The organism is Stagnihabitans tardus (assembly GCF_009925085.1).
Classification (GTDB): Bacteria; Pseudomonadota; Alphaproteobacteria; order Rhodobacterales; family Rhodobacteraceae; genus Stagnihabitans; species Stagnihabitans tardus.
This window is the reverse complement of the sequence record NZ_JAABNR010000027.1, coordinates 17,967-38,030: the sequence shown is the minus strand read 5'-3', so window position 1 is coordinate 38,030 and position 20,064 is coordinate 17,967. Positions and strand designations below refer to the sequence as shown.

19 protein-coding genes and 1 pseudogene are annotated in these 20,064 nt (G+C 65.9%); 8 read left to right on the top strand and 12 right to left on the bottom strand.

Translation table 11 applies throughout. The features are described 5' to 3' along the window. Positions 1-104, top strand: a pseudogene (locus GV832_RS18835) (IS5/IS1182 family transposase); the annotation flags it as partial. 113 nt (positions 105-217) lie between these two features. Here GV832_RS18835 and GV832_RS18830 read toward each other — a convergent pair. Then, on the bottom strand, positions 218-1,147 hold the full coding sequence (locus tag GV832_RS18830) for a LysR substrate-binding domain-containing protein (protein WP_168776433.1): 930 nt from the start codon (positions 1,145-1,147) through the stop codon (positions 218-220). Between the two features lie 90 nt (positions 1,148-1,237). Here GV832_RS18830 and GV832_RS18825 point away from each other — a divergent pair, with 90 nt between their 5' ends. Next, on the top strand, positions 1,238-2,794 hold the full coding sequence (locus tag GV832_RS18825) for a trimethylamine methyltransferase family protein (protein ID WP_168776432.1): 1,557 nt from the start codon (positions 1,238-1,240) through the stop codon (positions 2,792-2,794). On the opposite strand, the gene GV832_RS18820 is transcribed toward GV832_RS18825, so the two are convergent. Further along, on the bottom strand, positions 2,791-3,546 hold the full coding sequence (locus tag GV832_RS18820) for a DeoR/GlpR family DNA-binding transcription regulator (protein WP_168776431.1): 756 nt from the start codon (positions 3,544-3,546) through the stop codon (positions 2,791-2,793). The two genes, GV832_RS18825 and GV832_RS18820, sit on opposite strands and share 4 nt — an antisense overlap. A 129-nt stretch (positions 3,547-3,675) precedes the next feature. On the opposite strand from GV832_RS18820, the gene glpD reads away from it, so the two are divergent. Next, positions 3,676-5,193 (top strand): glycerol-3-phosphate dehydrogenase, encoded by a 1,518-nt coding sequence (gene glpD, locus GV832_RS18815; protein ID WP_168776430.1) that lies wholly within the window; start codon positions 3,676-3,678, stop codon positions 5,191-5,193. Here glpD and GV832_RS18810 read toward each other — a convergent pair. The 7 genes from GV832_RS18810 to GV832_RS18780 form a co-directional block, all read right to left on the bottom strand. Continuing rightward, positions 5,184-7,685, bottom strand: a complete 2,502-nt coding sequence (locus GV832_RS18810; protein ID WP_168776429.1) for an ATP-binding protein — start codon at positions 7,683-7,685, stop codon at positions 5,184-5,186. The genes glpD and GV832_RS18810 overlap by 10 nt on opposite strands. Before the next feature lie 43 nt (positions 7,686-7,728). Next, positions 7,729-8,241, bottom strand: coding sequence for a putative pterin-binding protein (locus GV832_RS18805; protein WP_168776428.1), 513 nt, complete (start codon positions 8,239-8,241; stop codon positions 7,729-7,731). 101 nt (positions 8,242-8,342) lie between these two features. Then, positions 8,343-8,957, bottom strand: coding sequence for a response regulator transcription factor (locus GV832_RS18800; protein WP_168776427.1), 615 nt, complete (start codon positions 8,955-8,957; stop codon positions 8,343-8,345). A 19-nt stretch (positions 8,958-8,976) separates the two neighbouring features. Beyond that, entirely contained in the window at positions 8,977-9,588 is a 612-nt protein-coding gene (gene plsY, locus GV832_RS18795; protein ID WP_168776426.1) for a glycerol-3-phosphate 1-O-acyltransferase PlsY, read from the bottom strand. A gap of 1 nt (position 9,589) precedes the next feature. Continuing rightward, entirely contained in the window at positions 9,590-10,843 is a 1,254-nt protein-coding gene (gene pyrC, locus GV832_RS18790) for a dihydroorotase (protein WP_168776425.1), read from the bottom strand. Further along, complete coding sequence (locus tag GV832_RS18785) at positions 10,840-11,415, bottom strand: hypothetical protein (protein WP_168776424.1); 576 nt, start codon at positions 11,413-11,415, stop codon at positions 10,840-10,842. Before GV832_RS18785 ends, pyrC begins: the two co-directional genes overlap by 4 nt. A gap of 265 nt (positions 11,416-11,680) precedes the next feature. Then, positions 11,681-12,643 (bottom strand): aspartate carbamoyltransferase catalytic subunit, encoded by a 963-nt coding sequence (locus tag GV832_RS18780; RefSeq protein ID WP_168776423.1) that lies wholly within the window; start codon positions 12,641-12,643, stop codon positions 11,681-11,683. A gap of 253 nt (positions 12,644-12,896) precedes the next feature. On the opposite strand from GV832_RS18780, the gene GV832_RS18775 reads away from it, so the two are divergent. From GV832_RS18775 to GV832_RS18760, 4 genes are all read left to right on the top strand, one after another. Next, positions 12,897-13,694 carry a uracil-DNA glycosylase gene (locus GV832_RS18775; protein WP_227754533.1) on the top strand — a complete coding sequence of 266 codons (798 nt, stop codon included), beginning with the start codon at positions 12,897-12,899 and terminating at the stop codon, positions 13,692-13,694. Then, positions 13,691-14,230 carry a hypothetical protein gene (locus GV832_RS18770; RefSeq protein WP_168776422.1) on the top strand — a complete coding sequence of 180 codons (540 nt, stop codon included), beginning with the start codon at positions 13,691-13,693 and terminating at the stop codon, positions 14,228-14,230. The genes GV832_RS18775 and GV832_RS18770 overlap by 4 nt, the downstream gene beginning before the upstream one ends. A gap of 15 nt (positions 14,231-14,245) precedes the next feature. After that, complete coding sequence (gene moaB / locus GV832_RS18765) at positions 14,246-14,788, top strand: molybdenum cofactor biosynthesis protein B (RefSeq protein ID WP_168776421.1); 543 nt, start codon at positions 14,246-14,248, stop codon at positions 14,786-14,788. A 74-nt stretch (positions 14,789-14,862) separates the two neighbouring features. Further along, entirely contained in the window at positions 14,863-15,222 is a 360-nt protein-coding gene (locus GV832_RS18760; protein WP_168776420.1) for a DUF1127 domain-containing protein, read from the top strand. A gap of 95 nt (positions 15,223-15,317) precedes the next feature. Here GV832_RS18760 and GV832_RS18755 read toward each other — a convergent pair whose 3' ends face one another. Next, positions 15,318-17,714 carry a beta-glucosidase gene (locus tag GV832_RS18755; protein ID WP_168776419.1) on the bottom strand — a complete coding sequence of 799 codons (2,397 nt, stop codon included), beginning with the start codon at positions 17,712-17,714 and terminating at the stop codon, positions 15,318-15,320. Between the two features lie 145 nt (positions 17,715-17,859). On the opposite strand from GV832_RS18755, the gene deoD reads away from it, so the two are divergent. After that, a complete protein-coding gene (gene deoD / locus GV832_RS18750) occupies positions 17,860-18,561 on the top strand; it encodes a purine-nucleoside phosphorylase (protein WP_168776418.1) in 702 nt (233 codons plus the stop codon). Here the strand turns inward: deoD and GV832_RS18745 are convergent. Both GV832_RS18745 and GV832_RS18740 read right to left on the bottom strand, forming a co-directional pair. Continuing rightward, entirely contained in the window at positions 18,554-19,003 is a 450-nt protein-coding gene (locus tag GV832_RS18745; RefSeq protein ID WP_168776417.1) for a HutD/Ves family protein, read from the bottom strand. The two genes, deoD and GV832_RS18745, sit on opposite strands and share 8 nt — an antisense overlap. Further along, positions 19,000-20,001, bottom strand: a complete 1,002-nt coding sequence (locus GV832_RS18740) for a DNA recombination protein RmuC (RefSeq protein ID WP_435531775.1) — start codon at positions 19,999-20,001, stop codon at positions 19,000-19,002. The genes GV832_RS18745 and GV832_RS18740 overlap by 4 nt, the downstream gene beginning before the upstream one ends. Positions 20,002-20,064: the final 63 nt, after the last annotated feature.

Genomic DNA, 20,064 nt, shown 5'->3' with positions numbered 1-20,064 from the left:
GCCGCCTCAAGGACTGGCGCAGGATCGCAACCCGCTACGACAGATGTCCCAAGGTCTACCTCTCGGCCATCGCACTCGCCGCAACTGTCATCTTCTGGCTCTGAAACTCAATGAGTCCTGAACCTAAAGACGGCCTTGTCTTGTATCGGATTTGAAGGCCAGCTGGCCCCCATAGAAAACCGCCCCCCCCTTCATTGGTCCAAAAATATCCCGGGGGTCAGGGGGCAGCGCCCCCTGGGGCTCCCACCGGAGCCTGCGCCAAAAGCCAGTCCCGCACGGCCAGGGCCGCGCCGCTCATCACCTGATCGCGCGGCCAGATGACGTGGAAGCTCTTGCCCGTCACCAGCGCATGGTCGGTCAGCCGCACCAGGACGCCCTTGGCCACCAGGGCCTCGACCAGGTGGCGCCAGCCGAGCGCCACGCCTTGGCCCTCGATCACCGCCTGGATCACCAGCACGTAATCGTTGATCGACAGGCCCTGCGGCACCCGCCGCCGCGCCACGCCGGCCGCCTGGAACCAATCCCCCCAGGTCGCGGCCTGGCGGAAGGGCTCTTCCAGGTGGATCAGCTGGTGGCTGAGCAAGCCTTCGACCGTCGGCGCCTGATGGCGCGCCGCATAGCTTGCGCCGCAGACCGGAAAGATCTCTTCCGGCGCCAGGGGGGCCGCCTGATACTGCGGCCAATCGCCTGCCATGCCGCCGCGCACGCCCAACGGAATCCCCTCGCCCACAAGGTCCAGGTCGCGGTCGGCGGTCTGGATGCGCAGGTCGACCTCGGGCAGGGCGGCGCGAAAGGACTCCATCCGCGGCACCATCCAATAGGCGGCAAAGGCGGTGGAGCAGGCCAGCGTCACATGGCTCCCGCTTGCCGAGGCACGCAGGCTTTGGGCCGAGCGCTGGATATGGGAAAGCCCGATCGTCACATCGGCATGGAAGCGCGCGCCTGCCTCTGACAGGCGCACCCGGCGGTATTCGCGCAGGAAAAGCGCATGGCCGAGCTGCGCCTCCAGCCGCGCCACGGCGTAAGAGACGGCAGCCTGGGTCATCCCCAGCTCCCGCGCGGCGGCGGAGAAGCTTTGCAGCCGCCCCGCAGCTTCAAAGACGGTCAGGCTGCCCAGGGAGGGCACGAGGCGGCGCAGGGTTTCCATAATTCCAGCTTATCAACTTCGAAAGAATTTTCCAGCGTTACAGGGCGCGCAGACCTCCCTATCCTGCGGAAAGCTTATCAGGAGGCCCCAATGGCGGATATCGTGGAACCCAAGCGTGCGCGCGGCGGTCGGACCCAGCGGCGCGAGGCGCGTTCGGGCTCTCAGGCCATCCACCGGCCCTATATCGTGCGGGGGATTCCGACCTATGACATCCTCTCGGACGAGAGCCTGACACGGATCGAGGCAACCGCCGACCGCATCCTGGCCGAGATCGGCATCGAGCTGCGCGACGATATCCCGACGATGGAGCTCTATCGCAAGGCAGGCGCCGAGGTCACCGCGCAGTCTGACCGCGTCTGGCGGGTCAAGTTTCCCCCGGGGATGCTGCGCGAGATCCTGAAGACCGCGCCGCCGGTCTTCACCCAGCACGCCCGTAACCCCGCCGCCAATGTCCTGATCGGCGGCAAGAACGTGGTCTTTGCGCCCTCTTATGGGTCACCCTTCGTGATGGACCTGGACAAGGGCCGCCGCTACGGCACCATCGAGGATTTCCGGAACTTCGTGAAGCTCTCCCAGGCCTCGCCCTGGCTGCACCATTCGGGCGGGACGGTCTGCGAGCCGACCGATGTGCCGGTCAACAAGCGGCACCTGGACATGGTCTATGCCCATCTGCGCTATTCGGATCGCGGCTTTCTGGGCTCGATCACCGCGCCCGAACGCGCGGCCGACAGCATCGAGATGGCCCGCGTCGTCTTTGGCGCGGAGTTCGTCGACCAGAATTGCGTCATCATGGGGAACTTCAACACGACCTCGCCCCTGGTGATCGACGGAGTCACCGCCTCGGGCATCCGGACCTATGCGGCGGCGAACCAGGGGTCGATCCATCTGCCGTTTCTTCTGGGAGGCGCCGTGGCGCCCCTGACCATCGCGGGCATGGTGGCCCAGGGCCTGGCGGAGTCGATGGCCAGCTGTGCCATCGCCCAGCTGACCCGGCCGGGGGCACCGACGATCCTGGCCTCGTTCTTCTCCTCGATGTCGCTGCGCACCGGCTCGCCCACCTTCGGCACGCCGGAGCCTGCGATTGGGTCCCTGGCCATGGGGCAACTGGCGCGACGGCTGAACATGCCCTTGCGCTGCGCGGGGAACTTCGCGACCTCGAAACTGCCGGACGGCCAGGCGATGCAGCAATCCATGATGTCGATGATGTCGGCCATCCAGGGCGGGGCGAATTATGTGCTCCATTCGGCCGGCTTCCTCGATGGGCTTCTGTCGATGTCCTATGAAAAGCATGTGCTGGACACCGATATGTGCGGCGCGCTGCATGCCTATATGGACGGGATGGCGGTGGACGACGACGCCCTGGCCTTCGAGGCCCTGGCGGAACTTGGCCCGGGCCAGCACCTGTTTTCGACCCAGCACACGCTGCGCCACTACGAGACCGCCTATTGGGACAGCGAGATCAACGACGACCGGCCCTTTGAAACCTGGTCGGAGCAGGGCGGGCTCGACTCCGCCCAACGCGCCAACCAGCGCTGGAAAAAGACCCTGGCCGAGTTCGAGGCTCCGCCGATGGATGTGGCCACGGATGACGCGCTGAAGGATTTCATGGCGCGCAAAAAGGCCGCCATGCCGGATATGTGGTATTAAGCCAGGGTCACCGCGGTCTCCCAACCCTCGCAGCGCGCCGCGAGATCGCCCGGCAAGGGGCGGTCGGTAAAGACCCGGTCGATCTGCGAGAGCGACCCGATCAACCCGGGCGCCGTGCGCTGAAACTTGGACGCATCCGCCACCAGGAAGGCCTGGCGGCTGCGTTGCAGGATGGCCTGCGAGACCCGGACCTCGGCCAGGTCGAAGTCCAGCATGTCGCCATCGGCGTCCAGCGCCGAACAGCCGATCACCGCGATATCGACCTTGAACTGCGCGAAGAAACCCGCCGTCAACTCGCCCACCAGCCCGCCATCCGCCCGCCTCAGGCTGCCGCCCGCCAGCATCACCTCGCAGCCGGGATTGGCCAGGAGGATATTGGCCACGTTCATGTTGTTGGTGATCACCGTGATGTTGCGGTGGCCCAAGAGCTCGCGCGCGACGGCCTCGGTCGTGGTCCCGATGTTCAGGATCAGGCTGCAATTCTCGGGGATCATCGCGGCACAGGCGCGGGCGACGGCCTGCTTGGCGCCCTCGTTCATCCGGCGGCGCTGGTCATAGCCGATGTTCACCACCCCCATCCGCGCGACGGCCCCGCCATGGACGCGGTCCAGAAGCCCCGCGTCGGCCATCTCTGACAGGTCGCGGCGGATGGTTTGCAGCGTCACGCCAAAGCGCTGGGCCAGGTCTTCGACGCTGACGCGGCCTTCGGTTCGGGCAAGTTCAAGGATCGAGGACTGGCGCGGATGGGTCATTCCGCCTTTCTGGCACGGCTTCGCCCCCCGCGCCAGATGTTCGTTGCGAAAAAAATCGAATATGAAACGAAATTCCTGTTGACCGACGGCGCCTCTTTCGCGCATCTGGCGGCAGCGCAGGAGGCAGGCATGATCGACCTTTTCATCATCGGTGGCGGCATCAACGGCACGGCGATTGCGCGGGATGCGGTCGGGCGCGGGCTTTCGGTGATGCTGGCCGAACAGGGCGACCTGGCGCAGGCGACCTCTTCCTCTTCGACCAAACTCTTCCACGGCGGGCTGCGCTACCTGGAATTCTTCGAATTCCGCCTGGTCCGCGAGGCCCTGGAAGAGCGCGAGACCCTGCTGGTCGCCATGCCCCATATCTCCTGGCCGATGCGCTTCGTTTTGCCCCTGTCCTCCGACATGCGGTTCGAGGGCACGACCCCGGCGGGCAAGCTCCTGGCGCGGATCATGCCCTGGATGAAGGGCCGGCGGCCGGATTGGATGATCCGGCTGGGGCTGTTCCTTTATGACCACCTGGGCGGGCGCAAGATCCTGCCCGGCACGCGCCGCCTGAACCTGAAGCGTGACCCGGCGGGGGCGGCGTTGCAGCCGCGCTTTGCCCGGGCCTATGAATATTCCGACTGCTGGGTCGAGGATTCGCGCCTCGTCGCCCTGACCGCCCGCGACGCCGTCCAGCGCGGGGCCCAGGTCCTGACCCGGACCCGCGTCACCTCGGCCACGCGCGAGGCGGGCCATTGGCGGATCGAGACCGAGGCGGGCAGCTTCCTCGCCCGGGCCCTGGTCAATGCCGGGGGCCCCTGGGTCGAGGACATCATCCGCAACGTCACCCGCATCAACTCCTCCGAGGGGGTGCGGCTGGTGCGCGGGTCGCATATCGTGACCAAGCGGCTTTTCGACCACGACAAGTGCTATTTCTTCCAAGGCACGGATGGGCGGATCATCTTTGCGATCCCCTATGAGCAGGATTTCACCCTGATCGGCACGACGGACAAGGACCATCAGCCGGGCCAGGACGTGCGCTGCACGGACGAAGAGCGCGACTACCTGCTGAACTTCGCCAGCCAGTATTTCGCCAAACCCGTGACGGCTGAGGATGTGGTCTGGACCTATGCCGGGGTGCGGCCGCTTTATGACGACGGGGCGAAGTCGGCCACGGCGGCGACGCGGGAATATGTGCTGTCGCTGGACCAGGGCGGCGCGCCGCTCTTGAACGTCTTTGGCGGCAAGATCACCACCCATCGGCGGCTGGCCGAGGCGGCCTTGGCCAAGCTCTTGCCCTTCTTCCCGGCGGCCAAGGGCGATTGGACGGCCCGGGTGCCGCTGCCGGGCGGCGATTTCCCGCATGACAAGGTGGCCGACCTGGTCACCGCGCTGCAAAAGGACCGCTCCTGGCTGCATGACGCCTGGGCGCGGCGGCTGGTGCGGGCCTATGGCACGGATGCGGCGAAGATCGTCGGGGCCAAGCGCGACGACATGGGCCGCGATTTCGGCGCCACCCTGACCGAGGCCGAGCTGCGCTGGCTGATGACCCATGAATTCGCCCGGACGGCGGCGGATGTGGTCTGGCGGCGCTCCAAGCTGGGCCTGCGGCTGACCGAGGCGCAAGTGGCCGCGGTCGATGCCTTCATGGCTCAGGCCTGAAGCAGGGATTTCACCGTCAGGGCGGTCTCTTTCCAGAGCGGCTCCAGGTCGTGGCGCAGCATGTGCCGCGCCTCTTCGGCCCGGCCCGATCGGCAGAGGTCCTCGGCCTTGGCGCAGAGGCTGCGCAGCTTGGCCGCGCCCAGGACCGAGGCCAGCCCCGCCGCCTCGTGGCACAGCGCCGAAAGCGCCTCCGAGGCCAGGGTCTCCTCGCGGGAGAGGCGGGCAATCAGGTCGCCCCCGTCGCCGAGGAACTTGACGGCAAGACGTTCCAGCCCATCGGCGCCCAAGGCCAGGCGCAGTTCTGCGATGCGGTCATCGTCCAGAAGCCCATCGGCCGGCTTGGCCATCAGAAGCGCAGTCCCCGACAGAACGCGGATCAGGTTGCCGCTGGAGATCGGCTTGGTCAGAATGTCATCCATGCCCGAGGCGCGGATGCGCTCCAGGTCCTCGGGCATGGAATGGGCGGTGACGGCGACGATGCGGCTGTTCTTGCTGGCGCCGGACTTGCGGATCAGCCGCGTCGCGGTCAGGCCATCCATCACCGGCATCGAGACATCCATCAGGATCACGTCATAGCGATGCGCCGCCGCCGCCGCCGCGCCCTTTTCGCCGTCGAAGGCAAAGGTCACCTGCTGGCCCAGGCGGCGCAGAAGCTCGCCCAGCACGGCGCGGTTGGTGGCATTGTCCTCGACCACCAGCACATCCATCGCGGCCATGGGGGCGCGGTCTTCGGTCACGGGAGCGGTGGGGCTCTTGCGGCCCAGGGCAAAGGGGATGCGCAGCCAGAAGCAGCTCCCCTCGCCCGGCGTGCTTTCGACCCCGATCTCGCCACCCATGGCCACGGCCAGGCGGCGGCAGATCGACAGGCCCAGACCCGCCCCCTCTCCGGTCCGGCCGAAAGAGGGGTCGAGCATCACGAAATCCTCGAAGATGCGCGACTGGTCGGCATAGGGGATCCCGGGGCCGGTGTCGGTCACGCGGATCTCGATCACGCGGGAGGAGCCGCGCTGTTCGCTGACCTCGGCCTCGACCGTCACGCCGCCGATATTGGTGAACTTGATCGCATTCGACAGAAAATTCCGCACGATCTGACCCAGGCGGAAGGGGTCGCCCTGCAGCATCGGACGCTCGCCCGTCATGGCGTAACGCAGGCTGATTCGCTTCTCGTCGCAGATCGGGCGGAAGGTTTCGACCAGGCCCGACAGATGGGCCTCGATGTCGAAATCCTCGGTGGTCAGTTGCAGCCCGCCGCTTTCCAGCCGCGTCACATCCAGCACGTCATTGGCATGGCGCAGCAGCAATTGCGCCGAATCCTGCGCCAGGCCGATGAAGCGCCGCAGCTCCGGATCGGTCGCCATGCCCGAGGCCAGCTCCAATGAGGCGATGACGCCATTCAGGGGCGTGCGCATCTCGTGGCTCATGACCGCGATGAACTCGGTCTTGGCGCGGCCCGCCGCCAGGGCCTTGTCGCGGGTCGAGGTCAGCTCGGTCTCGGCCGCCAGCCGGTCGGAAATGTCGCGCAGAAAGGCGATCATGATGCGGCCCTGGTCGCCCTCGGCCGAAGAAATCGCAAGCTCCACCGGGAATTCGCGGCCCGAACGATGCAGCGCCGACAACTGGATGCGCCCGTTGTTGACCATCTTGAACTTGCCGGTCTGCCGCATCCGCGCCATTCCGGCGGCATGGGCCTCGCGCAGCGAGGCGGGGATGATCAAGGTGGCAAGGTCGCGGCCCAGCGCCTCGGCCCGCGAATAGCCGAAGGTCCGTTCCGCCGAGGGGCTGTACTGGATGATCCGCCCCTCGTCGTCCGAGACGATGATGGCATCCAGCGCGCTGTCGATCGTCGCGGCCAGGCGGCGCGAGACCTGGTCGCTGAGCCTTTGTTCCCGCGCGGCGACCTTGTTCAGCCAGGCGACCACGGCAAGCAGGGCCGCCAAGAGAAAGATCGTCGCCCCGGTCGCCAGGGTCATCTGGCGGATAAGCCCCGACAAAGCCTCACGCTTTTCGTCGCCGACCTCGGCCAGGGCATCGACCATTTCGATCGAGACCTTGCGCAGGCTGTCGCGCAGCGTGCCAAGCCGGTCGACCATCGCGGGCAGGTTCTCGCGCAGCGTGGCATCCGGCCCGTCGATCAGCGGTGTCTCCCGCGCGAGATAGGCGCCCAGGAGGGCGGCAAAGGTCTGGGGCAACTCGCGCAGGCCGGGGGCGGAATATCCCTTTCCGCCCACCGCATTTTGCGCCCGGCTGTAAAACAGGTCATAGCGCTTGCGCAGCTCTTTCAGCGAGCCATCCTTCTGGATCGCATTGACCCGCATCTCCTCTCCAAGCCGGACGAGGTCGACCTCAAGCTGCGAGAGGTTCCAATGCAGGTTGTCGTTCGCCTCGCTCCGCAGCTCTGACAGGCTTTCGCCGATGCGCAGACCCAAAAGGATCAGCAGGCCCAGCGACAAAAGCACGACGACGACCAGGACCGCGCGAACGGCCCTGGCCATGCCTGCAAAAGCTTGCGACTGACCTGCCATGCGGCTCCTGGTCCTAATCGGCGAAAATGATCTGCGTCAGTTGCCATATTGAGCGCGAATAGGTTTCTTCCGTCCTGAATTTTTCATTCGAATCGTAAGGATAAACCATCCAGATCGGCCCCTTGTCGCGCAGCGACATGGTTTCCCCATCCATCAGGAAGGCCAGAAGCGGCGCCTCGGGCCCGACATCGGCCAGGGGCATGGTCACGGCATAGTCATTCACCGCCTGGAGCGTGACCGTGCCCCCCTTGGCCCCCACCGCCGCGATCAGGTCTTTCAGCAGCACGCCCTTGAAGGTCGGCGTCCCGCTGGTCCAGGTGGTCGAGGTCGTGAACTCGGTCTGCGGCAGGGCCTCCAGCATGGCCTGGTCAAGCTGCAACGTGCCATCGACATTGGTCTGTTCAAGAGAACCGCTCAGCGTCAGCAGCACCTCTCCCTTGGGGGCTGCGACCTCTTCGGCCCGCGCCGAGAGGGAAAGGGACAAAATCAAAGCGCCACCGCACATGGCGCGCAGGAAACTCTTCATGACAACCTCGGATACCGGTTTCACACTGACGGCGAAACCTAACATGGATGTGCAAACCAAAGCTTGACGATGACGGATAGGAGCCTATCCCGAAGGATAGGTCACTCCAGCCCCGCCTCGCGCGCCAAAAGCGCCGCCTGGGTGCGGTTCTTCGCGCCGATCTTGCGGTAAAGCGTCTTCACATGCAGCTTCACCGTCACCTCTTGCAGGCCAAGTTCGCGGGCGATTTCCTTGTTGGCAAGGCCCTGGGTCAGCCGTTTCAGCACATCCATCTCGCGCGGCGTCAACTGCGCCGAGCCCAGCTCCTGAAGCGCGCTGTCCCTTTGCGTGGTCAGCGTCAGCGGCAGATAGGTCTCTCCGGCGGCCATGAAGCGCACGGCGGCCAGAAGCGAGCGCGTCGACATGGTCTTGGGCAGGAAGCCCGCCGCCCCCGCCGCAACGGCCTGTTCGGCCACGACATGGGGGGCAACGCCCGAGAGGATGGCGACCGGGACACGCGGCGCCAGGGCCTTGACCGCCTGAAGCCCGCCCAGGCGGTTCATCCCCGGCATCATGTAATCCAGCAGGACCAGGTCGAAGGGCGCCGCGCTGCGCAACAGGTCCAGGGCCGCCTCAAGGTCATGGGCGGTCTCGACCACGAAATCGGGCTCCTGCGTCAGAAAGGCCGCGATGGCGCCTCGGACAAGCTCCTGGTCATCTGCAAGCAAGATACGCATGAACTTCCCTGACGCGGGCCTAGGCCTGTTTGCGGCCGATCTTCGGCTCGGTTCCCGCCTTGATCCGCTCCAGGTTCGGCCAATGCTTCCAATAGATCAGCACGGTCAGCAGCACGGTCAGCAGGATCATGTGCCCCTGGTTGAAGACCACGAGCCACAGGCTGGAGAGCGCCGCAGCCACGAGGGCCGAGAGCGAAGAGATCCGGGTGATGGCCGCCGTCAGGGCCCAGGTCGCGCAGCACACCAGGCCGACGCGCCAGTCCAGCACCAGGACCGTGCCGAGGAAGGTCGCCACGCCCTTGCCGCCCTTGAACCCCAGCCAGATCGGGAAGAGATGCCCCAGGAACGAGGCCAGGGCGGCCAGCTGCGCCGCATCCTCATGGGCCACCATCCGCGCCAGGGCCACCGCGATGCCGCCTTTTCCTGCGTCCAGCAGCAGGGTGGCCAAAGCCGCCCCCTTGTTCCCCGTCCGCAGCACATTGGTCGCGCCAATGTTCCCCGATCCGATCTTGCGCAGGTCGCCAAGGCCCAGGGCCCTTGTGATCACGATGCCAAAGGGCACCGAGCCCAGGAGATAGGCCAGGACCGCAACGGCGATCAGCAGCGGCTGAGAGGTTTCGATCGTCGGCATGTCAGTGCACCTTTTGCCCGGCCACCCAGGTGCCCAGAACCTTACCCTCCATCCGCGCGCCGTCAAAGGGTGTGTTCTTGGATTTCGAAGCCAGTTTGAAGCGATCCAGCACGAAGGGCGCGTGGGGGTCGAAAAGCACCAGGTCGGCCGGAGCCCCCACCTTCAGCCGCCCCTGCGGCAGGCCCAAGCGCTGCGCGGGGTTCAGCGACAGCGCCCGCCAGAGCTGGGACAGGCTCATATGCCCGCCATGGACCAGCCGCAAAGCCGCCGGAAGCAGGGTTTGCAGGCCCACCGCCCCGCTGGCCGCCTCTTCATAGGGCAGGCGTTTCGATTCCTCGTCCGCGGGCGTGTGGAAAGAGGCGATCACGTCGATCACCCCCTCCGCCACCGCCTCGATCATCGCCATCCGGTCATCTTCGGACCGCAGAGGCGGCGTCATCTTGAAGAAGGTCCGGTAGTCGCCGACATCATATTCGTTCAGCGTCAGGTGGTGGATCGAGACCCCCGCCGTGACATCCAAGGTCTTCTTCGCCCGCTCCAGCGCCGGGAGGCTCGCCGCCACGGTGATCTGGTCGAAGTGATAGCGCGCCCCGGTCATCTCGATCAGCCCGAGGTCACGGTCGAGCCCGATCTTCTCGGCCATGGGAGAGACGGAAGGCAGGCCGTAAAGCGAGGCAAACTTGCCATGCGTCGCCGCAGCCCCCGCCGACAGCCCGGGCTCCTGCGGGTGGCCCACGATCAGGGCCCCCAGCGAGCGTGCATAGGTCATCGCCCGGGCCAGGGCCTTGGTCTGGGTCGAGACATGGAAGACATCGGTAAAGGCAATGGCACCGGCATCCAGAAGGAAGCCGATCTCCGTCATCTCCTGCCCCTCCCGCCCCTTGGTCAGCGCCGCCATATGCCGGATGCGCACCACCGACTCCGCCGCGCGCCTTGTGACGAACTCCAAGGTCTCCGGCGTATCGATGGCTGGCTTGGTATCGGGCCTGGCGATGATCGTGGTGACCCCCCCCGCCGCCGCCGCCAACCCCGCCGAGCGGAAAGACTCCCGGTGCCGCTCCCCCGGCTCGCCAATCTTGACGCCCCAGTCAACGATCCCCGGGGCGAGGCAATGCCCCCCGGCGTCGATGAGGGTGGCACCTGCGGGGGCATCCCCGCCGATGGCGGTGATGGTTTCGCCCTCGATGGTGAGGGAAGAGAGATGCTCCCCGCCCTCGGGGTCGATCAGCAGGGCATTGGTGAAGTGGAGGGTCATATCGTTATCCCGGCTTTGAGGGCGGCTTGGATGGCATCCTGACGCTCTTGTTCAGAGAGTTTTGCAAAGAAGGTCGGGCGAAGCCGAAAACGGCTCGTGAAACTTGGATAAGTTGGCTCAATTGCCAGGCCGAGCCTTTTGATCTTCAGGTGGCTTCCCTTGATCTGGGTTTGCGTCAGCAGCTTCGAGGTGACAGTCCGAAGGGACATCGCCCGTTGCGAAGTGATCGCATAAACAAGCGGAACCGGCGGCTTCCACAAGTTGGACAACAGCGCGACGAGCACCGCGATCCCCAAGGCAACGACAGCCAGGACCAAGAGGCCAGCCGCACCGACCAGGAGAAGGGTAAGAAGTCCCGCCACGACACCTTCTGAAAACGCAAAACGGACGGCACCGCCGAGGGAGGGCGGGTCATAGGACAATTGGACGGTAAAGAAGACAGCGCAAAGCGGAAAAACCGCCAGAAGGAATGGATTGACCCGCCGGACGCCGATTGCCCACCAGAAGACGGTCTCGTCCGGTGCGAGTTGGTTGGCGAGGGCCTCGGGAAGGTCGCTGCGGTCCTGCTCCATCCCTCACCCCCAGATCACATAGGCGGTGAGCGCAAAGATCACCACCAGCGCCACGGTCGCCACCATCCCGCCGATCCGCGCATCCGACATGGGACGTTTCTCGGGTTTCTTCATCGTGACCTCCGTAGGGTGCGTGCTTGCACGCACCGCCCCCGAAGGTGCGTGAGATCACGCACCCTACACAAGCGCTGCCCGTCCCCGAGAAGCGTAGGGCGGGATTCATCCCGCCGCTCCCCGGGTCGGCGGGATGACTCTCGCCCTACGCTCATGCCAAGGCCCCAAGCGCGGCCCGGCCCCGCTCGGCCCTCAGGTTCCGCGCCAGAAGGTCCATGCAGGCCATCCGCACCGCGACCCCCATCTCGACCTGCTCCTGGATCACGGACCGGTTGATGTCGTCGGCCAGCTCCCCGTCGATCTCCACCCCCCGGTTCATCGGGCCGGGGTGCATCACGATGGCATCGGGCGCGGCGTGGGAGAGCTTTTCGGCGTCCAGCCCGTAGCGGTGGTAATACTCCCGCTCCGAGGGGATGAACCCGCCGTCCATCCGCTCTTTCTGAAGCCGCAGCATCATGACCACATCGGCGCCCTTCAGCCCCTCGGCCATATTGTCGTAAAGCTCGCAGCCAAAGTCCTTGACCCCCGGAGGCATCAGCGTCGGCGGGGCGATCAGCCGCAGCCGGTTCTCCATCTTGCCCAACAGGATCAGGTTCGACCGCGCCACCCGGCTATGCGCGATATCGCCGCAGATCGCGATGGTCAGCCGCTGCAACCGCCCCTTCGCCCGGCGGATCGTCAAAGCGTCCAAGAGGGCCTGCGTCGGATGCTCATGCCGCCCGTCGCCCGCGTTGAGCACCGCGCAATTCACCTTGGAGGCCAGGAGGTTGACCGCCCCCGAAGACCCATGCCGCACGACCAGAAGATCCGGCCGCATCGCGTTCAGCGTCAGGGCCGTGTCGATCAGCGTCTCGCCCTTTTTCACGCTGGAGGATGCCACCGACATATTCATCACATCCGCCCCGAGCCGCTTCCCCGCCAGCTCGAAGGACGCCTGCGTCCGGGTGGAGTTCTCGAAGAACATGTTGATCTGCGTCATCCCCGCCAGGACATCGGCCGATTTCACCGTCCGGCGGTTCAGGTCGACATAGCGGTCGGCAAGGTCAAGGACCGTGGTGATCTCGGCGGGCGCGAGGTGGTCGATTCCCAGCAGGTGGCGGGCGCGGAAGGTCATGGGGAACTCCTTCGTTTGCGCGCTTATGGCAAAGGCAGCGCCCTTTGGGAAGGGCGCTTTACCCCGCCTTAACCCTGTTGCCGCAAGCTGGGGCGCAGGAGGTGACATGATGCCCGAAAGCGACGCCCAGGCCCCGGTCGAGGACCCCCGGCAACTGACCCTCTTCGAGGAGCAGGAGGAAGAGATCCAGCTCATCGAACCCTTTGACTAAGGTCAGATTGAAAGCCCCCGCCCCATGGCCTAGGGTCCGGCCATGGGAATCGACACCGACATCATTGCCCCCGAGAACTGGCAGGCCGCCCTGGCCGCGCTGGACTGGCAGGTCGAGCTTGGCGTGTCGGATTGGGTCCTGGATGAGCCGGTGGACCGCTATGCGCTCCCCGACCGCCTGACCCCCGCCGCTCCCGCGAAGGCGGGAGCCTCGCCCCCGCTGGCGGCTCCGGTGGTGGAAAAGGCCGATCCCTTGGCCGAGGCGCGGGCCATGGCCGCCACCGCCCAAAGCCTCGAGGCGCTGCGCGAGGTCTTGGCCTCCTTCGACCAGTGCGAGCTGAAGAAGGGCGCCAAATCCACGGTCTTCGCCGATGGCAACCCAAAGGCCCGCGTCCTGATCCTGGGAGAGGCTCCCGGCCGTGACGAGGACATCGAGGGCCGCCCCTTCGTCGGCCGCGCGGGCCAGCTTCTGGACCTGATGTTCGCGGCCATCGGCCTGTCGCGCAGCGCACCCGACCCGGGCCAGGCGCTTTACATCACCAATGTCCTGCCCTGGCGCCCGCCCGGCAACCGCGACCCCGAACCGGAAGAGATCGCGATGATGCGCCCCTTCCTGGATCGCCACATCGCGCTGGTGGACCCGGATTTCATCGTCCTGATGGGCAACACGCCCTGCAAGGCGGCGCTGGATCAAAGCGGCATCCTGCGGCTGCGCGGGCAATGGACAACGGCCTGGGGCAAGCCCGCCCTGCCGATGACCCACCCCGCTTACCTTCTGCGGACCCCAGCCGCCAAGCGCGAGGCCTGGGCCGACCTTCTCAGCCTGAAGGCGCGGCTGTGAGGGCGCTTGGCCTCCTCCTGGCGCTTCTCCCTGGCGCCGCCTTGGCCGAGGCGCTCATCGACTATGACCTCTTGTTCCAGACCCATGCCTCCGAGGTCGTCCAGACCGACAGGGGCGCGCGGCTGGACCTGCCCGGCGGGGTCACCGTCCAGCGCACCGAGGACGGCAGCTATATCGGCACCGACACCAGCGGAAACGGCGCAGTGGGTTGCCTCTTCCTGATCATGGAGGAGCTGCGCCCCCTCGTCACCCAATGCGAGGGCCTGGTGCCCGAGACGGGCCGCGCCCAATTCGATCAGAACGATGCCACCCTCCTGGACTTCCTCGCCGCAAATGCCGTGCCGCCCCGCTCGGCGGAAGCGCTCAGGGCCAGCCTTTCGCAAGCACCGGTCGATCCCGCGATCTGTGCCGAGGCGGCGGCCCCCGACTCGGATATCAGCATCTTCCTGACCCATCTGACCAGCCCGGAAAGCGCGGACGACCTGGCAAAGACCCTCGCGGTCCCGCGCCTACCCGTGACCAACCCCTGCCTCTAACCCCGAGCGCTCCCCATGTCCCGCATCGACGAAACCCGCCCCTTCCTGCCCGTCCGCATCGCGGTCCTGACCGTCTCGGACACGCGGACCACGGCCGATGACCGGTCCGGCGACACGCTGGTGGAACGGCTGACCGAGGCCGGGCATCTCCTCGCCGCGCGGGGCATCGAAAAGGACGACCGCGCCGCGATTGCCGCCCATCTCCGGCGGTGGATCGCTGACCCCGCCATCGATGTGATCCTGACCACCGGCGGCACGGGTCTGACCGGGCGCGATGTGACGGTCGAGGCGCATCGCGATGTCTATGAAAAGGAAATCGAGGCCTTTGGCACGGTCTTCACCTGGGTTTCCCTGCAAAAGATCGGCACTTCGGCGGTGCAAAGCCGCGCCACGGGGGGCGTCGCGGGCGGCACTTACCTTTTCGCGCTGCCGGGCTCCCCCTCGGCCTGCCGCGACGCCTGGGACGAGATCCTGAAACCCCAGCTCGATTACCGCCACCGCCCCTGCAACTTTGTCGAGATCATGCCGCGCCTGGACGAACACCTGCGCCGGAAGTGACCGCGTTTGCGCTAAATCAAGGCCCGCGACGCCAAAGACCTGCATGACGGGGAAAACCCGCATGGAGCAGGCCGATGTTTGAACGAATCAAGGCGATGATGGAACGCTGGAACGACCTGAAAGAGGTCGACCGGCTGAGCGAGCACGAGCTCGACGACCTCGGCATGACGCGCGAACAGCTGCGCGCCTTCATCCAGATGCCCTCCGACGTGGGCGAGCGGGTGCGCCACATGGGCGCGGTCTTTGGCCTTTCGGCGGAAGAGCTGCAAGAAAACCACGCCCAGTGGATCGAGATCCTCTCGACCTGCGGCCAGTGCCGCCATCGCGGCGAATGTGCGCATCTCCTGGCCAAGCGCGGGGCGGAACCCGAAGAGGCCGGCTTCTGCCTGAACGCCGAGACCTTTGCCGCCGAAGCCGCCCGCTCGGCGGCGTAAGGAGGCTCCGGGTCTGACGCCCGGAGCGGCCTTGCCCGGTGGAGCGCTCTGCATCCAGCTGCGTAGCCCGGGGTAAACCCCGGGTTTCGCCCCGGTCACACCGGCAGACGCCGCCCGCCCATGCGGATCACCGACTTCGCCCGCAGATCGGCGGCCGAGAAGCCGGTCGAGACCACGAACTCCCCGGCCTCCACCACCCAGCCGTCCTGCCAGAAGGCAAAGGCCCGAGGGGGCAGGTCCAGCGTGATCCGCCGTGACTGCCCGGCAGCCAGCGTTAGCTTGGCGAAGGCCTTCAGCTCCTTCTCCGGACGCGGCAGCGAGGCCACGGGATCGCCCACATAAACCTGAACCACCGTCGTCCCCTCGCGCGCCCCGGTATTGGTCACCGTCGCCGTCACCGAGGCCCGGCCATTCCCCGCAGCCACGACCACATCCGACATCTCGAAGCTGGTATAGGAAAGCCCGTGGCCGAAGGGGAACAAGGGCTCCAGCCCCTGCTTGTCGTAATGGCGATAGCCGATGAAGACGCCTTCCTCGTAGCGGACATGGCCGTTCAGGCCCGGATAGATCTCCTGGTCCTGGCTATGGGTCGGGTTGTGCGACCAAAGGCGCGGGAAGGTCTGGGCCAGCCGGCCCGAGGGCTCTGCGCCGTAAAGCACATCGGAAATGGCATTCCCGGCCTCTTGCCCCGGATACCAGGCTTGCAAGACCGCTGGGGCCTGATCCAGCCAGGGCATCTCGACCGGACCGCCGGTTTGCAAAACGACCACCGTGCGCGGATTGGCCTTCAGGACCGCCGAGACCAGTTCGTCCTGGCGCCCCGGCAGACGGATGCTTTGCAGGTCTGACCCTTCGGTGTCCCATTCGCCATTGCGGCCGACGAAGACCAGGGCGACCTCTGCCCCTGCGGCGATGCGGGCGGCCTCGGCGATCTCGGCATCGCCCATCGGACGGCCCAGACCCACGGCCATGGCGGCAAAGGCCAGGTTGTCGGAGGGTTTGGAGACGAATTCCACCAGGATCTCATGGGTCCCAGCGGTCAGGGTGATCTCGCCCACGACCTCGTCGCAGCCCTCTTCAAAGAAGGTGCGGCCCTTCTGCCACTTGCCCTCCGAGGCATCGGCGATGAGCTTTCCATCGACGAAAACCCGCGTGAAACCAGCGCTATAGGTGCCAAGCCGGTGCAGGCCCGCCTCGGTCGTGACCTGGCCCCTGATCCGGGCCGAGAAGTTGGCCGGATCGACATTCCCGGCCATGGGCGGGAACCAGAACGCCATGAGGCTCTCCATCGGCGCCGTTGCGGCCAGGGTGCCGAATTGTCGGTCGGAAAAGAACTCGACGGTGAAGGCGCCCTTCAGCAAGGGCTCGAACCGGTGATTGGTGCAGCCCGGCGCATGGGTGATCTGCAGGCCGCGGGCTTGCAGAGCCTCAAGCGGCGAGACCGCGTAATGCGGGTTCAACTGCGCCGAGCCGCCGCCCATGATCTGCGCCACGGCGGCATTCGGCCCGATGACCGCGATGCGCTGGGCGGTCAGCGGCAAGAGCCCGTCGTTCTTCAACAGAACCGCGCCCTCGGCCCCCGCCCGGCGGATCAGGGCGCGGTGTTCGGGCCGGTCGTCTGCGACTTCGACATGCGGCCGGTGGTCGTCCAAAGAGCCCACCCGCGCCATCAGCCGCAGCATGTTCCCGGCGGCCTCGCGGACCTTCTCGCGGCTGACGAGGCCGTCTTTCACCGCCTGAACCAGCTTCTCCCCCCGGTCCCGCGTCGGCCCCGGCATTTCCAGGTCAAGCCCCGCATTCACCGTGGGCGCCGTCGTGCGGCTGCCGAACCAGTCCGACATCACGATGCCGTCATACCCCCAGTCCTCGCGCAGAACCTTGGTCAAAAGCCATTCCGATTCAGCGGTATAGGTGCCATTGAGCTTGTTGTAAGAGGACATGATCCCCCAGGTCCCGGCCTCTTTCACCGCCGCCTCGAAGGGGATCAGATAGACCTCGCGCAAGGAGCGCTCGTCGATGTCCGAAGACATGGTCGTGCGCTCGATCTCGGATTCGTTGCCCGCGAAGTGCTTGATCGTGGCCGAGATTCCTTCGCCCTGGAGGCCCTTGACATAGCCCACGGCCAGCGCCGCCGTCAGGACCGGGTCTTCGGAATAGCACTCGAAGTTGCGGCCATTGGTGACCGAGCGCTGGATGTTCACCGTGGGGGCCAGGGAGACATGGGCGCCCTTGGATTTCACTTCCTGGGCAATGGCTTGACCGATTTCCCGGGCCAGTTCGGGGTTCCAGGTGGCCCCGATGGCGATGCCGACCGGGAAGGCGGCCGACTTGACGCCGCCCACCAGCGACCCGCCGCCGCGCGCGCCGTTCGGCCCATCGGTCACGCGCAAAGTGCCGATCCCCGGCCCCTCGACCGACCAGAAAGAGGCCCCGGACAGGATTTGCACCTGGTCTTCAAGGCTGAGTTTGTCGAGCAGGGATTCGATGGTCATGGGGGCCTCCGTTTTCGGGTTCGATGCGGGAAATGGGCGGAAAAAGCAAGCTGTAACGTTATAGCTGGGGGCGCTGCCCCCAGACCCCCGGAGGTATTTCAGCCAGTGTGAAAGAGGTGTTAGGGTGGCGAAAAAGGAGAGCGACATGACATTCCACATCGGGGCCAAGCCGGGCGAGATCGCCGAGACTGTCCTTTTGCCGGGCGACCCCTACCGGGCGCGCTGGGCGGCGCAAACCTTCCTCAAGGATGCCGTCCTGGTGAACGAGGTGCGCGGCATGCTGGGCTATACCGGCACGTGGAAGGGCGAGCGGGTGACGATCCAGGGCTCGGGGATGGGCATGCCCTCGCTGTCGATCTATGTGAACGAGCTGATCAAGGACTACGGAGCTCAAACGCTCATTCGCATTGGTTCGGCGGGGGGGATGCAAGAGCATGTCAAGGTGCGCGACGTGGTGCTGGCGCAGACGGCTTCGACGCTGGGATCACCCTCACGGGGGATTTTTCGCGAGCTGAACTTCGCGCCCTGTGCCGATTTCGGGCTCCTTCAGGCGGCCTGGAAGGCGGCCCAGGGGCGGGTGGATTGCCATGTCGGCGGGATTTATTCCAACGACACGTTTTATGAAGAACGCGAGGACCTTGGGGCACAACTCATGCGCCACGGCGTGCTCTGCGTCGAGATGGAGGCGGCGGAGTTGTATACTCTGGCGGCCCGTTACGGACGGCGGGCGCTGGCGATTCTGACGATTTCCGACCATTTGATCACGAATGAGGCCCTGCCTGCCGGAGAACGCGAACGATCGTTCGGTGACATGGTGGAAATCGCGCTTGAAGCCGCCTTCAGCTGACCTCGATGACCGGGACGGGGAGGATGATCTCCGTCTCGGTCAGGATGAGATCATAAAGCGCCAGACCCGGGGCCGCTTGCAGGATCAAGAGCGCGCCCTTGGCCGGCCCTTGGGTGATGCGGACCCGGGCAGGCGTCGGGGACATGACGTTGAAATCCTCGGAGGGGGCCGTGACGTTGACGGCGCTGAGCCTGAGGTCTCCGGCGAAGGCCAGCGGGGTCAGCGGGCGGGCCTGAAAGCTGGCATCGCCCACTAGGTCGAAGCCGGGGCCGGTCAATACGGTCAGGTTGCGCTGGATGCCGGGGAAGAGGGAAAAGGGCCCATCCTCAACGACTTGCGCGCGGGAGAGGCGGAGGTTTGGGGTCTTGTAAAGCTCCAGCGTCGTGCCCTTGCCATTGGCCCAGGGCATCGGGCGGAAGTCTTTTGTGGTCAGATGGATCACTCGGGGATCTCCTCGAAGTCGAAATTGTCCAGGCGGCGGGCGCGCTTTCCGGCCTTGTCCGCCGAGGTCCTGATCTCTTCGACATCGCGCGCGGCCATGGTGAAATGGCGGTCCAGGTTGCCGACGCGGTCGGAAAGCCGGTCGATATCCTTGGAAAGCTCCGCCAGCTCCCGGCGGATCGCGCCGGTCTGTTGCTTCATCCGCACGTCCTTCAGCACCGCGCGGATCGTGTTCAGCGTCGCCATGCAGGTCGTGGGAGAGACAATCCAAACGCGCAGTCCGAAACCCTCACGGACCACCTCGGGGAAATTGGCGTGAAGCTCGGCATAGACCGCCTCCGAGGGCAGGAACATCAGCGCCCCATCCGCCGTTTCACCCTCCAGGATATAGCGTTCGGCGATGGCGCGCAGATGAACCCGAACAGAGGTGCGGAAAAGCGCCGAAGCCTCCTGGACCGCGCGGGGCGTGTCGGCGCGGCGGAGCGCCTCATAGGCCTCCAGCGGAAACTTCGCGTCGATGACGATGGGGCCGGGGGGCTTCGGCAGGTGGATCAGGCAGTCGGCGCGGCGGCCGTTGGGCAGGGTTGCCTGCATTGTGAAACTATCGCTCGGTAATGCCTTGGAGACGATGTCGTGCAGCTGAATCTCCCCGAAGGCGCCCCGGGTCTGCTTGTTCGACAGGATGTCTTGCAGCGACAGGACATTGCCCGACAGCTTCTCGATATTGGCCTGGGCCTTGTCGATAACCTCCAGCCGCTGATGCAGGTCTCCGAGGCTGCGCGCCGTGCGCACAGAGCTGCCCTGAAGCACCTCCGTCATGCCCTTTTGCACCTCGGAGAGCCTTGTCTCCATCAGCTGCAACATGGCGTTCTGCGCATGGACCTGGGATTCCGAAACGTGGGTCAGGCCACCTGAAAGCCGCTCTTGCCCCTCGGCCAGGCCCTGGACACGCTGGCTGAGCCAGGCCATCTCTTGCAGCATAAGGGGATTGGGTCGCATGGCCCGAATGGTTAAGAAAATCCCTAAAATCAGCAGGAAAATGACGCCTGCGGGGATCAGGAC